The organism is Bacillus kalamii, assembly GCF_047238185.1.
GTDB lineage: Bacteria > Bacillota > Bacilli > Bacillales > DSM-1321 > Bacillus_AD.
Map to the genome: position 1 here is coordinate 259,019 of NZ_JBDFMI010000006.1, position 14,524 is coordinate 273,542.

The 14,524-nt window shown below is 42.2% G+C and carries 16 protein-coding genes; 1 reads left to right on the plus strand and 15 read right to left on the minus strand.

Going from position 1 to position 14,524, the window contains the following annotated elements:
* Positions 1–114 precede the first annotated feature (114 nt).
* The 7 genes from ABC357_RS18965 to ABC357_RS18995 all read right to left on the minus strand — a co-directional run bounded on the left by ABC357_RS18965 (position 115) and on the right by ABC357_RS18995 (position 7,723).
* Positions 115–1,563 (minus strand): S1C family serine protease, encoded by a 1,449-nt coding sequence (locus ABC357_RS18965; RefSeq protein ID WP_412889165.1) that lies wholly within the window; start codon positions 1,561–1,563, stop codon positions 115–117.
* Between the two features lie 204 nt (positions 1,564–1,767).
* Positions 1,768–2,433: an ABC transporter ATP-binding protein gene (locus tag ABC357_RS18970; protein ID WP_412889166.1), complete on the minus strand. Its 666-nt coding sequence runs from the start codon at positions 2,431–2,433 to the stop codon at positions 1,768–1,770.
* Positions 2,434–2,443: 10 nt separating this feature from the next.
* Entirely contained in the window at positions 2,444–3,829 is a 1,386-nt protein-coding gene (locus ABC357_RS18975; RefSeq protein WP_412889167.1) for an ABC transporter permease, read from the minus strand.
* A gap of 90 nt (positions 3,830–3,919) precedes the next feature.
* Positions 3,920–5,002 (minus strand): sensor histidine kinase, encoded by a 1,083-nt coding sequence (locus tag ABC357_RS18980; RefSeq protein WP_412889168.1) that lies wholly within the window; start codon positions 5,000–5,002, stop codon positions 3,920–3,922.
* Positions 4,999–5,670 (minus strand): response regulator transcription factor, encoded by a 672-nt coding sequence (locus ABC357_RS18985; RefSeq protein WP_412889169.1) that lies wholly within the window; start codon positions 5,668–5,670, stop codon positions 4,999–5,001. Before ABC357_RS18985 ends, ABC357_RS18980 begins: the two co-directional genes overlap by 4 nt.
* A 1,427-nt stretch (positions 5,671–7,097) precedes the next feature.
* Entirely contained in the window at positions 7,098–7,310 is a 213-nt protein-coding gene (locus tag ABC357_RS18990) for a hypothetical protein (protein WP_412889170.1), read from the minus strand.
* A 50-nt stretch (positions 7,311–7,360) separates the two neighbouring features.
* A complete protein-coding gene (locus tag ABC357_RS18995; protein WP_412889171.1) occupies positions 7,361–7,723 on the minus strand; it encodes a single-stranded DNA-binding protein in 363 nt (120 codons plus the stop codon).
* Positions 7,724–8,015: 292 nt separating this feature from the next.
* Between ABC357_RS18995 and ABC357_RS19000 the strand changes: the two genes are divergently transcribed.
* Positions 8,016–8,453 (plus strand): YwpF family protein, encoded by a 438-nt coding sequence (locus ABC357_RS19000; RefSeq protein ID WP_412889172.1) that lies wholly within the window; start codon positions 8,016–8,018, stop codon positions 8,451–8,453.
* Positions 8,454–8,729: 276 nt separating this feature from the next.
* Here the strand turns inward: ABC357_RS19000 and ABC357_RS19005 are convergent, their stop codons facing one another.
* The 8 genes from ABC357_RS19005 to spoIIID all read right to left on the minus strand — a co-directional run bounded on the left by ABC357_RS19005 (position 8,730) and on the right by spoIIID (position 14,482).
* Entirely contained in the window at positions 8,730–9,149 is a 420-nt protein-coding gene (locus tag ABC357_RS19005) for a hypothetical protein (RefSeq protein ID WP_412889173.1), read from the minus strand.
* Positions 9,150–9,433: 284 nt separating this feature from the next.
* Positions 9,434–9,751, minus strand: a complete 318-nt coding sequence (locus tag ABC357_RS19010) for a hypothetical protein (protein WP_412889174.1) — start codon at positions 9,749–9,751, stop codon at positions 9,434–9,436.
* Between the two features lie 315 nt (positions 9,752–10,066).
* The gene (gene fabZ / locus ABC357_RS19015) at positions 10,067–10,495 is read right to left on the minus strand and encodes a 3-hydroxyacyl-ACP dehydratase FabZ (protein WP_412889175.1); all 429 of its coding nucleotides are present in this window, start codon (positions 10,493–10,495) and stop codon (positions 10,067–10,069) included.
* 174 nt (positions 10,496–10,669) lie between these two features.
* Positions 10,670–10,930: a DNA-directed RNA polymerase subunit beta gene (locus ABC357_RS19020; RefSeq protein WP_412889176.1), complete on the minus strand. Its 261-nt coding sequence runs from the start codon at positions 10,928–10,930 to the stop codon at positions 10,670–10,672.
* 20 nt (positions 10,931–10,950) lie between these two features.
* Complete coding sequence (locus ABC357_RS19025; protein WP_412889177.1) at positions 10,951–11,790, minus strand: flagellar hook-basal body protein; 840 nt, start codon at positions 11,788–11,790, stop codon at positions 10,951–10,953.
* A 27-nt stretch (positions 11,791–11,817) separates the two neighbouring features.
* Positions 11,818–12,654, minus strand: a complete 837-nt coding sequence (locus tag ABC357_RS19030) for a flagellar hook-basal body protein (protein WP_412889178.1) — start codon at positions 12,652–12,654, stop codon at positions 11,818–11,820.
* Between the two features lie 225 nt (positions 12,655–12,879).
* Complete coding sequence (mreB, locus tag ABC357_RS19035) at positions 12,880–13,881, minus strand: rod shape-determining protein (RefSeq protein WP_412889179.1); 1,002 nt, start codon at positions 13,879–13,881, stop codon at positions 12,880–12,882.
* A gap of 334 nt (positions 13,882–14,215) precedes the next feature.
* Positions 14,216–14,482 (minus strand): sporulation transcriptional regulator SpoIIID, encoded by a 267-nt coding sequence (spoIIID, locus tag ABC357_RS19040; protein WP_412889180.1) that lies wholly within the window; start codon positions 14,480–14,482, stop codon positions 14,216–14,218.
* Positions 14,483–14,524 lie beyond the last annotated feature (42 nt).

Consider the following 14,524-nt stretch of genomic DNA (forward strand, 5'->3'; position numbering starts at 1 on the left):
TTTCCACAGAAAAAGAATCAGCCATGCGGCAGAAATAAGACAATCCTTACAGGAAGCATATAAACATAAATAGCAAACCCCTGACTTCAAGCGAAATCAGGGGTTTTAGTTATCCTATTCATTTCCGGTTTCATTGGCTGTATCCGTTAGCGTGACAATAATCGTTTTTGGTTCTCCATTCCGATACACTTTAAAAGTCGCCCGATCCCCGATTTTTAGATTCGTATATAGATATTTCCGGAAATCAGTTGTGTTTTCAATTTTTGTCCCGTTAACAGAAACAATGATATCCCGTACTTGCATGCCAGCTTGTGCAGCTGCGGAATTCGGGTCAATATTTGTAACAATTACCCCCGCATCCACATCCTTAGGGAGATTGCCAAGATAAAAAGCAGGAATATCGCTGATGGAGCCTAACCCTACCCCTAGATAAACACGCTTCACTTTTCCATGTTGAATGATTTCATTGACAATCGGCAGCAGTTCATTGCTAGGAATGGCAAACCCTAATCCCTCGACACCGTCCTTTGATATCTTTAGGCTGTTGATGCCGACAATTTGGCCGCTCGTATTCAACAAAGCTCCTCCACTGTTTCCAGGATTGATTGCTGCATCTGTCTGAATGACGTTCAGGTCCCACTCGCCTGCAGAGGTATTTACTGAAATGGTTCTGTTTACAGCGCTGACAATTCCTTGTGTAACTGTTCTGGATAGGTCCAATCCAAGCGGATTGCCAATGGCAATCACTCCATCTCCTGCACGGACAGAACTGGAGTCGGCAAATTCTAATACAGAATCTGCATACTTAGCTGGGATTTTTACGACGGCCAAATCGCTGAGGGCATCCGCCCCTATGAGCTCTCCGGCTACTTTCTTGCCGTTTTCCAACGATATTTCCAGTTTGCTGGCTCCTTCTATGACGTGGTTATTCGTCACAATATATGCATACTTGGCATCTTTCTTAAAAATGACTCCAGAGCCGGAGCCGCTTTGCACATGGCTATCCGATTGATTGGAAGGCTGCTGAGATCCCGGAAACAAGGAATTAAGGTCGTTTTGGCCCGTCTTCAGATTGACAATCCCTACAATAGCCGGTGAAGCTTTTTCGACCATATCAGCGATTGTCGGAATCGTTGCTGCCGGTTTTACTACCTTTACAGGGCTCGCCTTACCCGGATCACTGCTATGGGCTTCCTGATTTCCCTGCTGATTCTTCTCCAGCACATTCGCATAATCTGTGAAAGGGATGACCGTAAGCGTTATGGCTGAACCTATCACGCCTGCTGCAACTGCCCTGAAAAAGTGGCGGGCCTTCTGTTTTTTCTTCTTTTTTTGATTTTGCTGTTTTTCATAAAAATCATCTTCAAAAGAAAAAATCGGGTCCATTCTTCCTTCATCTTCTTCCCGTCCATTGACACGCTTGCAAGAAGGTTTTTCTCCTGCATAAAGATCCGAGCGGCTTTCCCCATGTATGTTTCTCTCTAGGAATGCTTCTTTGCTTTCAGATTTATCCTTATTTATACGCTCTGAACCCAGATTCGGGTCATTTGATTGATTCACCATACGTTACCTCCTGCCAGCCAATTTCTTCATAGTAGATTGTTTTATTTAAACCGAATAGTACCCGGACTATTTTCATATGTTAATAACTTCACAATTGTAAAGCTTTCTTTCGTTTTTCTTCGTCTCTCTTCTATCTGCCTTGTTTTTATTTTAAGTCTGCCGCATTCTTTCATATAGAAAGAATGCGGCAGGCCATAAACAGGCTTACTTCACAAATACTAAATTTCCTGCATTCAAGCCCCAAAGTTCATCAACGTAATTCGTTACTGATTTAGAATGGGTGACGACAATCACACATTTGTTTTTCTCATGTGCCAATGAAGCCAATATATTCATAATTGTATCTTCTGTCTCTTTGTCCAGATTCCCTGTAGGCTCATCTGCAATAATGACATCCGGATCATGCGATAAAGCTCTTGCAATCCCGACACGCTGCTGCTCTCCCCCGGATAACTTCAGTACCTTTCTGTTTGCTTTCTCACGATCTATTCCTACTTTTTCCAGCAACCCATAAGCATATTGTTCCTTATCCTTCACTTTACTACCGCTTATGTTCATGGAAAGGACAATGTTTTCCAAGGCTGTAGCATTCGTCAACAAATTGTATCCCTGGAATATTACGCCGATACTCTTTGCGCGATACGCATCCCGGTCCAGTTTCTCCATATTCATGCCTTTATAGGAAATGCTTCCGGATGTGCAAAGGTCCAGTCCCGAAATGAGCGAAAGCATCGTGCTTTTCCCCGCTCCGGACTTACCCATTATTCCGTACAGCGTTCCGGAATTAAAATCAATGCTGATGTTTTTCAGTGTATCTTTTGAAGCGCCCTCATATTTATAAACGACACGGTCCATTTTTAACAAACTCATATTATTCACCTCAATTCCTTTCTGAAAGTATTTTTCTTGGTTCAAATCGGGTTATATAAAAGATTCCCACTAAGCTGGAAACAGCTGCAAGCATTAGGGCAATCAAAGTAATCTGGCCGATAGCTTCCACACTTAAGCTAACCGTCAATTTAGACAGAGGCTCCAATTGCTCCGCTCCGACAACCATCAATCCCTCACCTAAATCAGAACTGTCCTCAGCGTTCTCGATTTGATTTTGCAGCAAGCTGTCGGCGATAGGTTGGGACGAAAGTGCTCCAGCTCCAAGTCCTAAAGCCAGGCAAACCATTGTAATGACAACCATTTCCGAGAGAATTCCTAAAGCAACCTTGCCTTTTTTCATCCCCATCGCCCGCAAAACGCCAATCTCATATTTCCGTTCACGGATGGCAAGAGTGGAAAGCAGTATTAAAATGGCTGAACCAAGCACCAGGACAACCTTCATGAAGAGGCTTGAGATCTTGGCAAGCCCTTCGATCGGCCCCACCACTTGCTTATATCCCGCTTCATCTGTTGTTACTTTATAGTAATCCGGCAACCCTTTTTGATGTAATTCCTTTGTAAATGCTGAAAGCATGGATGGATCCTTCAAATAGTATTTAGCATCCACAAAACTCATATCTTTTCCAAGTTCCATTTTCTCGGTTGTTTCCAAACTGGTCAGAATTTCGTTCCCTCTGTTTGCTGATGGCATTTTCATTTGGGCAAGTGCCGGATCAGGGATGGTATTATCCATATAAATCCCTGTAATTTTCAATTCTTCTGTATTCGGTTTATTTTTTAACAAACTGCTTACCTTGATCGAATCCCCGACAGATAGCTTATTCAGTTCTGCGAACTGCTCGCTGACAATCACTTCATTCTTTTTTTTGTAGATCTTCCCTTTGACGATTTTTCGTGAGCCATTTTTAAAGTCGTCCGATATATTGGATTGCGAACTTCCAATGATAAGCCCTTTTGCCGGGAGCATTGGCGATTGCTCCTGGCCGCCGGAACCTATCACCGTGTCGGAAGTCGCTCCTCCACCCATTCTTGGGGATTGATCTTCATCCAGCGCACGCAGCTTGGTGGTAAACATAATATTCATCTTAATGACTTTTTTTTGCAGCAGCTTGGATTCGCCAAACTCAATTTGCTGTCTTGTGGTAGGCTGTTTAAATTCCTCCATTGGTACACTCTGTAATTTTTCATTATCATATGTGAAAGTAACCTCTGAACCGAAGCGCTTTTTATATTCATCGATAATGGATGAAGTGGTTGTATTGATGGTGATCGATACAACCGTCGTAAAGATGATAGCAAAAATAATGATCGCCATTAAGCCATTTCTGCCCTTGTTTCTGCCGAGGTTCCTAACGGCGTTTGTAAATATATACACGGTATCTGCTCCCTTATTTGTTTATTGCCTTTTGACTGTCGCCAGTATATCAAATCGAATGTTTACTGAATGTTAACTTCCGATCCGTATTCACTCCGGCAACCCCGGAAACGATAAATAAAAGGTAGACCCTTGCCCTTCTTCACTATCGACCGTAACAAAGCCATTGCACAATTCACATACATGCGCAACCAGGCTGAGGCCGATTCCATAGCCGTCTTTATTCAGTTCGTTGACACGGTACTGATGGTTGAATATTTCTTCCTGCTTATTTTTTCCGATGCCGATCCCATGGTCAGTGACAGAAATGATAACACTTCCTTTCATTCGCTTCACCGCGACTTGTACAGGCCTTCCTTCCCCATATTTGATTGCATTATCCAATAGATTGCCGACTGCCCGTGTAATCCATCGTTCTTTTGCCAATATGACTGTATCGTCTTCTTCATTGAAAACAAATTCTATTGAATCAGACAGCTTGGAATACGTATCGCAGACGGAAGCGCAAACGAGGGCTGCATCCACTTCCCCCGTTGCAGAAATATCCTTGTTTTGGCTCATTATTAAAATATCGTCGATGCTGTCTGTAATGTAATCGAGGCTTTTTAAATATTCTTTGTTATCATTCAGTTCAAGGTTCGTCCTTAATATTGCAATCGCATTTTTTTGCTCATGGGATAGGTAGGAATTCAACCGTTTATAATCATTCAAGTGGGCATTGAATTTTTCTTTAATATTTTCATAGGCAGATACCAATGCAGGGTCGCCGGTTAAAAAGCTGCTGTCTTCCGTTATGGCGTTCAGTTTTTCTGACAGGATTATTGTTTGTTTTTCCTGAATGCTCTTTAGCACCCTCCAAAGCAACAAGGAGGATACAATCAGAAAGAGGCAAAATACAACCGTGATAGGCATTAATTTTCGAAGAAACTGATCACTGTAATACTGGTCGAATGCAGACATATCCGTGATCCTCTCTGTATCCAGCGAAAAGTCGCCCCTATAAGCCTCAGCCAATTCCTGGCCCTTTAAAATATACATGCTTGTATCCGGTAAAATTTGAGCATTATCTGTTGAAAAAGGAGCCGAATATTGAAAGTAAAGGACCCCTATTATAAAGGAGAGAGTGATCAATAATGAATAAAGGAGAATCACAGTGCCAATTTTGACATTCATTCTCCGCATAAGAAATAGCCTTTTCCACGAATCGTCTGCAATAATTCCCTCTCACTCGCCACTGACAGTTTTTTTCTCAGCCGAGCCAAATGTACGCGGAGGACAGAGGACATCGGATCAAAATTTTCATCGTAAATATGCTCTGCGATTTCCTCGGCCGAAACGACCGCTGGATGCTTTTCAGCCAAATACTCCAAAATATCGAATTCCTTAGCCGCCAGCGATACTAATTTCCCGTCAATCTTTACTGTCCGTGCAGCCGGATTGATGACCATATTTCCTACCGTAATGACAGGATTGGCCCGTCCATGGAACCGCCTAATTACAGCTTGAATACGGGCCCGCAATTCTACTAGCTGAAAGGGCTTCACGATATAATCGTCCGCTCCTAAATCCAAGCCGAGCGCCCTCTGGTCGATTTCATCCCGAGCTGAAATAATGATGACGGGTACGTCTGATTTCGAATTTCGCAGGAATGAGAGAATTTCCAATCCATCCAAGTCCGGCAGATTCAAGTCGAGTAAAATGACATCATAGCTGTTCACAAAAGCCTTCTCCTCGCCATCCATTCCTGAATAGGAAACATCAACATAAAATCCGGAGTTTTCAAGGCCCTTCTTTACCGACAAGGCCAGTTGTATATTATCTTCTATAATAAGCACTCGCATGATAACACCATCCTTATTGCTATTTAAAAATGTATCTAGTATACCAAATTAGATGTTAACTGAATGTTAACAAGTCCATACATATACATTAGTATCCATAGAAATAAAGCCGTTATTCCTGAAGAACCTTATTCCCCATGGCGTTCTGCAATAAAGGGCAGACTTCAAAATTTTTTCTCCCACCTGTATTCACTTAGCATCCCGTACACAAAAAACAGGATGTTGCCAGCCGTTCAGCTAATCAGCGCACGCCCCGCGGTAAGCAAGCATCCTGGAGCGGTGAGCACTCTCCCCACATCTTTCCGAATAAGCTAGTTTTGTTAAAAGTGAGTTCAGATCCTTTACCTTTATTCCATCATTACAATCTTTAACAGATAACCTTTTGGAATGGACATAGCGTCTTTATCCGTTCCTTAGTAGCGGAAGGTGCTTGACTCCTGCGGCATCAGCGGGACAGATGAGACCCCGCAGGCGGCACGCCGAGGAGGCTCAGCGCACGCCCCGCGGAAAGCAAGCATCCTGGAGCGGTTTAGGCACTCCCCCCATATCCTTCCGAATAGGCTTGTTTTCTTAATATGGAGTTCAGATCCTTTGGCTATATTTCATCATCACAATATTTAACAGATAGCCTTTTCGTAATGGACATAGCGGCTTTACCCGTTCCTTAGTAGCGGAAGGTGCTTGACTCCTGCGGCATCAGCGGGACAGATGAGACCCCGCAGGAGGCACGCCGAGGAGGCTCAGCGCACGCCCCGTGGAAAGCAAGCATCCTGGAGCCATGGGCACTCTCCTCACATCCTTCCGAATAGGCTTGTTTTCTTAATATGGAGTTCTTATCCTTTGCCTTTATTCCATCATTACAATCTTCAACAGATAACCTTTTCGGAACGGACATAGCGTCTTTATCCGTTCCTTAGTAGCGGAAGGTGCTTGATCCTGCGGCATCAGCGGGACAGATGAGCCCGCAGGCGGCACGCCGAGGAGGCTCAGCGCACGCCCCGCAGAAAGCAAGCATCCTGGAGCCGTGGGCACTCTCCTCACATCCTTCCGAATAGGCTTGTTTTCTTAATATGGAGTTCAGATACTTTGCCTTTATTCCATCATTACAATCTTCAACAGATAACCTTTTCGGAACGGACATAGTAACTTTACCTGTTCCTTAGCAGCGGAAGGTGCTTGACTCCTGCGGCATCAGCGGGACAGATGAGACCCCGCAGGAGGCACGCCGAGGAGGCTCAGCGCACGCCCCGCAGAAAGCAAGCATCCTGGAGCGGTGGGTACTCTCCCCATGCTAATATGAATGTCTTCTAACCAATAAAAAAAGACTGCAGGCGCAGTCCCATTAGAGGAATGAAGCTTGTCTATTTATATTGGAGAAAAAGAGAGGTTACATACGGGGATAAACGGAGCATATATTTTTAAAATAACTATAAATGAAGTGTAAGTTTGTGGGACTGATGAGGCATTGCAATTGAAGAAGTTTGAAGCAGCTCAAGCATACTCTGTTCGAGAAAACAGATATGCGCCTGTAAATGGTCGATTGTTTCTTTTTGAAGCTTGGTTTGTGCCTGGCACCGCGCCGTCAGGAGTATCAGATCACTGACAAGCCGCTCCAGTGTGTTTGAATGGTCAGTTGCCATAACGATCCCTGCTTTCTTTTATTCTCACCTCCGTAAATAGCTTGTCTGTTTTAGCGCAATATAGCTTCAGAATCCTGGCGCTCGCCGGATTGGCGTTTATTCCCGATGAACGTCACCTGGTCAGCCACTACTTCCGTGACAAATACCCTTTTATCTGCACTATCCTGATAATGCCTGGTCTGTATTCTGCCAGTCACTCCGATCAACCCGCCTTTCCGGCAATATTGCGCTGTATTTTCTGCACTCTTTTTCCAAATAGTACATTGGACAAAATCCGCATCGTAGCCTCCATGCTCATTCCGATAGTGGCGATTCACCGCAATTGTGATGTTTGAAACGGCATGGCCTTCCGCTGTATAGCGGAGATCCGGATCTTTTGTTAATCTTCCCACTAACGTCACCTGGTTGATCATGCTTATCCCCCTTCCTTTTATAATCTTCTTTCATCCTACAAGAAATACTATAGTGTGTAAAAATAAGGAAAAAGAAAAGCCGCAATTTTTTTGTTCCGATAAAGTTAGTTACAGCAGCAACTTGGGTATTTTAGTCTAAAATAGATGGCAAAACCAGAAACAAACTAGTTATTTCCATTTTTTAAAGCTATTTATGATATGGTATACATATATCAAAACACAAATAAAAATATGGTATACTATGTTACAGATTGAATAACGATTCATCTTCCATACGAAGCGGAGGGATTATGTGAAATCTTTTAGACTTGTTTCGCTGCAAATTGTAACCTCTGATGAAACGCTTGTCGATATTGAGATGGCGGAAGGTTTGATTATCAATAAAGAGGATGAAAACAATCATTGGCTGATTGAGGCCTTTATCCATAACAGCCAATACCAGACGTTGCTTAACGCTATTCAGGAGCAAAACCGCGTACGCGTTCAAGTGGTCATAACCAAAAAAGAAAACAGCCCTGCAAATTTCGATACAGAAGTATTAACCATCAAGCAAGTGGACGATTATTATAGCGTACTATTTGAAGGGTCCATTATGTATAGCCAAATTGAGTATGCCGAAGTCCTTTTGGAACACCTGTTGGAGGATGGCTTGAAAGGGAACTCCTTGCTGGAATCCTTCAAGGGCAAAATCCGCAATAAGCCGCGCTTGCCGGCAGTTAAACAAAAATAAATTATCCCCATTAAAAAAACCTTGCTACATAAGCAAGGTTTTTAACGCTCTTCCAATACCATAAGAATTTAGCATTGTCCAGCAAAAAAGAAGTTTGCTTGAACAAACCTCTTTTTCTTATTAATTAATGTACAAGATTTGTTTGTAAATTGTTTATTTCCGGATTAAGAATACTCTGTTTACATTGCTCAATTATATATAGAATATCTTCTTGGGAATAATCTTGGCAGGGAAGATCTGTCTCGTATGCAAGATAGAATAGAGTAGAAGCATTCATTAATTCTTCTTGCGATGCGCTTCTTCTTCCTTTTTTTTTATGTCTTTTTGAAGTTGCTCTATGACAAATTTTGCTTCTGTACGACACGAATAGATATACTCCTTACAGGAAACCTGTTTTTGAAGTTCCTCTATTTCTTTCATTTGCTCCTCGGTAGGCACTTCAGACAATATTTTATCAATCGTTTGATTAATTTTCCCAGCTAATTCTTTATGGAAAGCAGGATCATTTTTAATCTTATCATCCACTTTTTTGTACCAAGATGCGCTATGTAGAATATAGTCTCTCCATTCACTCACAAACTTTTCGATGTCTGCTTCATCTTCCTTCCATTCAATGGAATTCATATATTGCTCAAAAGCTGTGGTAATGGAACGACTAATACTTATTTTCACCCCAGGTGAAAGATTTTTTAACATTTTGCCTTCGTACCCCCTGTTTGATTAATTTAAATCCTATTTTTAGATAAAATTACCTTAATTAACTTATTTACTTACAAATATAAATGATATTGTCTATTGTATATTATATGTAGATAATATGCACAAGTACCTTTTCTTTTTTAAAAAACTACATCCATTGTATCATAAAATATCATAATCCTATATGCATTTACGAACAGGAACTTAATGGAGCATTTTTCTAAATTATAAATAACCCATTCATTTTTCTAATGAATGGGTTATTCTTTAATAGAAAACCTCTATCTTCCGTTATTTCTGTCTAAAGGAAGATTATCGTCATCCAAATATTTATTGTTTGGATTGTTAGGAACCATTCTATCCTCTACATCATTCTCAAGTCTATTAGTTCCTTCTTCAATATCGTATTTTACATTTTCAACGCCATCTTCAACATTGTTCTTTACATCTTCCATGTCATTTTTGGCATTATCCTTGGCATTTTCTACCTCATTAGTACCATTATTTGTGCTATCGTTTGTATCATCATTACCGCATCCTGATAAAACCATTGTAGAAAATGCACTTGCTGCAAGGAGCGCCAGTATTTTTTTATTCATGTTGTTTTCCTCCTTTCTTCTAAGCTTTTTGACCATTAATAAGCGTCAGTTCGTATTTTGCCCAGAGATGAAGAAAACTTACATGCTGAAAATATAAAAAAACTGGACCGCTATGAGTCCAGCTAACAGAAAGAACGTAACATGGCTTACCAACCGATAATTACATTCCATTTGATCTCATCTCCCCCAGCAACAGGTGAGATATTATTATAATATATCTTTTTTAGGTCGTTCTTCAATAAAAATTATTTTCAACTCCTCTAAACATAAAGTATCCCTTTTTAAAAAGGGATACTTTATGTTTTTTTGATATATTTATGCATCACCTAAAGCGAAAGAGATTTCTACTTCACAAGCGACTTCCCCGTCTACTGTCGCTACCGCTTTTCCTTTTCCGAACGAGCTTCTTAAGCGTGTCAATTCCACTTCCAGGCGCAACTGATCACCTGGCTTCACCTGTCTTTTGATCCGGCAGTTATCGATGCCGGCTAGGAAGCCGATTTTCCCTTTGTTTTCTTCCTTTTTCAACAAAGCAACAGCGCCCACCTGCGCTAATGCTTCAATGATCAATACACCAGGCATGACCGGATACTCAGGGAAATGCCCATTAAAGAATGGTTCATTCGCTGTTACATTCTTAATGCCGACTGCTCTCTTTCCTTCTTCAAGTTCAATAACCTTATCCACCAATAAAAATGGATAGCGGTGCGGAATAATTTTTTTGATTTCTGTAACATCCAACATACTTTATACCTCCATAAATATCCGATTGCAATCGGTTCTCATGTCCTAAGTATAGTTGAAAAAACACACAGATGATAGGGAGACATTATACTTACTTTCCCCTAAAACAAAAACCCCCTGCTTGAGAGGATTTTTCTGCTGGCTAATGGGTTGCTTAGTATAAACTGATTACGTTTACGATCCCTGCTTCACCAGATCTCGTATATGCGTCCAGGTATCCTTTTGAAATACCTCTCCGGGGCTTCCATCTCCGATGACACTGTAGCCCACAAGGCACCCTATTAGGACAGCCGCCAGGACTGCTGCCACGAAAAGGATGATCCGAAGCCAAATTGGAATCAGCCGGATACGCAGCTTAACAGAGGCTTTTTCCGGCTTGGTTTTCGCTTCTTGCACCTTATGGTGATCTTGTCTCGTCATTATTTCTTGTTCCATAAACGTTCTTAAAACTCCTTTTAACGAACACTATTTATCAGACCCTGCATCTCGTCAGCCATCGTAATGGATCGCGATTGCAGCTGATATTGCCTTTGGAGCATGAGCAGGTCTGTTATTTCCTTGGATAAATCAACATTTGAATTTTCAAGGGATCCTTGCTTCATAGAAATATCATTGCGCATATTTCCCGCAAGGTCGGTCATTATATCATTCCTGTCGATTCCCTGTGCAGCAAAGTTTGCATTCAGCCCAACTAAATTGCCGCTTTTATGCTCCAAGTATTGTGCATTCTTGACAGCAACAACACCTAAAGAGATAGTTTGGGCAGTTCCATCCAGATTCTCTACACGAAGCGTACCATTATCGGCCAGCTGGATATCTTTCATATTGGCAGACACCGTTATGGGTTTATTGTTTGCATCCAGCACAGCATTCCCTGAGGAAGTGACCAACTTTAATGAATTGCCTGCGGGAGACAGATAAAAAGCGCCATCCCGTGTATATTGTATGTCATTTTGGTTGTTTTCCACAACTTGAATCTTAAAGAATTGATTTTCATTCATCATAGCCAGGTCCAATGGGCGGCCTGTATTCTTTATCGTTCCCTGTGTAAGGGTCAATTTTTCCAAAGCCAATTTAGAGCCTGTCCCTTGGCGGATCCCAAGCGGCGTCATGCGGCCGACTTCTTTATCGCTCTTTTTCTGATTATCCACTTGCTGGACAAGCAAGTCATTAAACGTACCGTCTTTACGCTTGTACCCCACAGTATCCGAGTTCGATATGTTTGTTCCGATCAAATCCATTTTTTGCTGAAGCTGTGCCAATGTATTAGTGGCTGTTATCATCATTTGGTTCATGTTACAATCCTCCGCTTTTCGCTTTCATTAGACTCTGCCGACTTCATTCACCATTTTGTCCGTACTGCGGTCATATGCCTGCAATACCTTTTGATTGGCCTCAAATGCACGATATGCAGTCATCATGTCTGTCATGGAACGGCTCGAATCAACATTGGATCTTTCCACATACCCTTGATGAACAGAAAATTGGACGTTCGCATTGCCCAATGCACTTGGCAAAGCTTGGCCATTTCCGGCCTTAAACAACCCATTCCCTTCTTTCACTAAAGCATTCGGGTTATCAGCATAAGCAACGCCGATTTGCGATATCCGGCGGTCATTCTCAAATACTTCCCCGTTACTATTCACTGTGAATGCATCATTGTCCAGCTTTATGCGGCTGCCTTCTGTATTCAGCACATAATGGCCGCTCGGCGTAGTCAAATATCCTTGTTGGTCAATCGTAAAATTCCCGTTTCTTGTATATCTCCTATTTCCATCGTCATTGGAAACCGTAAAGAATACAGAGCCCGTCGTGCCTGTGCTCTGATTTACCGGCATCGCTCTATCCTCTAGCGCCAAATCGGTATTTTTCTCCGTCCCTTGTAAGTCCCCTTGGGTAAATAACGGTGTGGTTTCCTGAACATATACCCCCGTGTTCACTCCGCCCAAGTAACTTGATCCCGGCAAGTTCAAACCGGCTTTTCCAGCTGAACCGGAAGTATCCATACGCTGCATCAGCATCTCCGGGAATGCCCGCAAGCTGGATTGGTCCTGCTTATAACCAGGCGTATTCACATTGGCCATATTGTTCGTCAACATTTCAGTGCGCCGCTGTTGGGCAATCATCCCAGATGCAGCTGTATAAAAACCTCTTAGCAATCCATTCACCCCTCTAAATTGTGCACGTACATGGTCTATATTCCATTATATACAAATACTCTGAAACTTCCATCAGTAGTTTGATTTGCTCCATTTTCAACAGTCTTGCATCCATCGCAGATGCTTCTCTATTATCGTATCGGCCAGTATGCCTTTATTTCAATATAAGGGCATAAAAAAAGTGCTCTACAGGTTTAACCGAGGCACTTTTTGGTGTATATATAATTAGCTAAAACGACGCTTAGAGATTCTGTCAACATTATCGAGCATGATTCCAGTGCCGACTGCCACACAGTCCATTGGATTTTCTGCCACTAGGACCGGAACCTTCAATTCTTCTGCAAGAAGCATGTCAAATCCGTGCAACAATGCTCCGCCGCCAGTCAAAATGACACCACGGTCGATAATATCGGCAGACAATTCAGGAGGAGTGCGTTCAAGCACAGACTTAGCTGCTTGTACAATGACAGCGACTGATTCGCGCAAAGCTTCCTCGATTTCAACTGAGTTGACAGTGATTGTTCTCGGCAATCCGGACACCATATCACGGCCGCGGATTTCGATTGTTTCATTGCGGGAACCTTCAAATACTGTCGCCACTTGAATTTTGATATTTTCAGACGTACGTTCACCAATCAATAACTTATATTTACGCTTAATATAGTTAAGGATTTCGTTATCGAATTTGTCGCCAGCCATTTTTATGGAAGCAGAAGTAACGATATCACCCATTGATAAAACAGCAATATCCGTTGTTCCGCCGCCGATATCGACAACCATGTTGCCGCTTGGCTGGAAAATATCCATGCCTGCGCCGATCGCAGCAACTTTAGGCTCTTCTTCAAGGAACACTTTTTTGCCGCCGCTCTTTTCGGCCGCTTCCTTAATCGCCTTTTGTTCAACACTTGTAATATTCGTCGGACAACAAATAAGAATGCGTGGCTTAGACAAGAAACCTTTCACATTCAATTTCGTAATAAAATGTTTCAACATCGCTTCTGTGATGTCAAAATCAGCAATGACGCCATCCTTTAATGGTCTGATCGCTACAATGTTCCCAGGCGTACGGCCTACCATTTTACGGGCTTCTTCACCGACAGCCAACACACGGTTTGTATTTTTATCGATAGCCACAACCGACGGCTCATTCAGTACAATCCCTTTGCCCTTAACATGGATTAACACGTTAGCGGTTCCGAGGTCTATTCCAATATCCCTTGCAATCATGTCTTATATTTCCTCCTCAATACGTACATTCACAGCTATATCTGTCCTAATTTTTTATTTTATCACATAATACTCCACTGTACTAACCACATATACAGAAAAATACCACAAAAAAAAGACCCAATAGCCTTATTATAATCTGTTATGAAGGTCGGATACAATCATAACTTCTCATTCCTGCAAAAAGGACTATTTTCGTTACGTGACAGTCCCTTCCCCCTGCGAAACCACTACCTGTATGCATGGGCATGCAAAAGAACCCTGAAGCAGATGGAGCAAAACCTTTTTGCCTCAGAGCCCTTTTATTAAGATATTCCCCTTTATACATTGCCTTTCATTGAACCGTTTCTTCTTCCGGTTTACGATACTTCATTTTTGTCGCTTCCCCTCCGCGCAAGTGGCGGATGGACTTGTGGTAATCCAGTATTTCTTTCACTTCATTGGCAAGCTCCGCATTAATGACAGGCAGCCTTTCCGTCAAGTCTTTATGGACAGTACTTTTGGATACGCCGAATTCTTTCGCAATGACGCGAACCGTTTTCTTTGTCTCCACGATATACTTGCCTATCTTGATCGTTCTTTCTTTGATGTAATCGTGCACACCACTCGACCTCCCTAAGTTGGATGTGAGAAGTGTGAAATG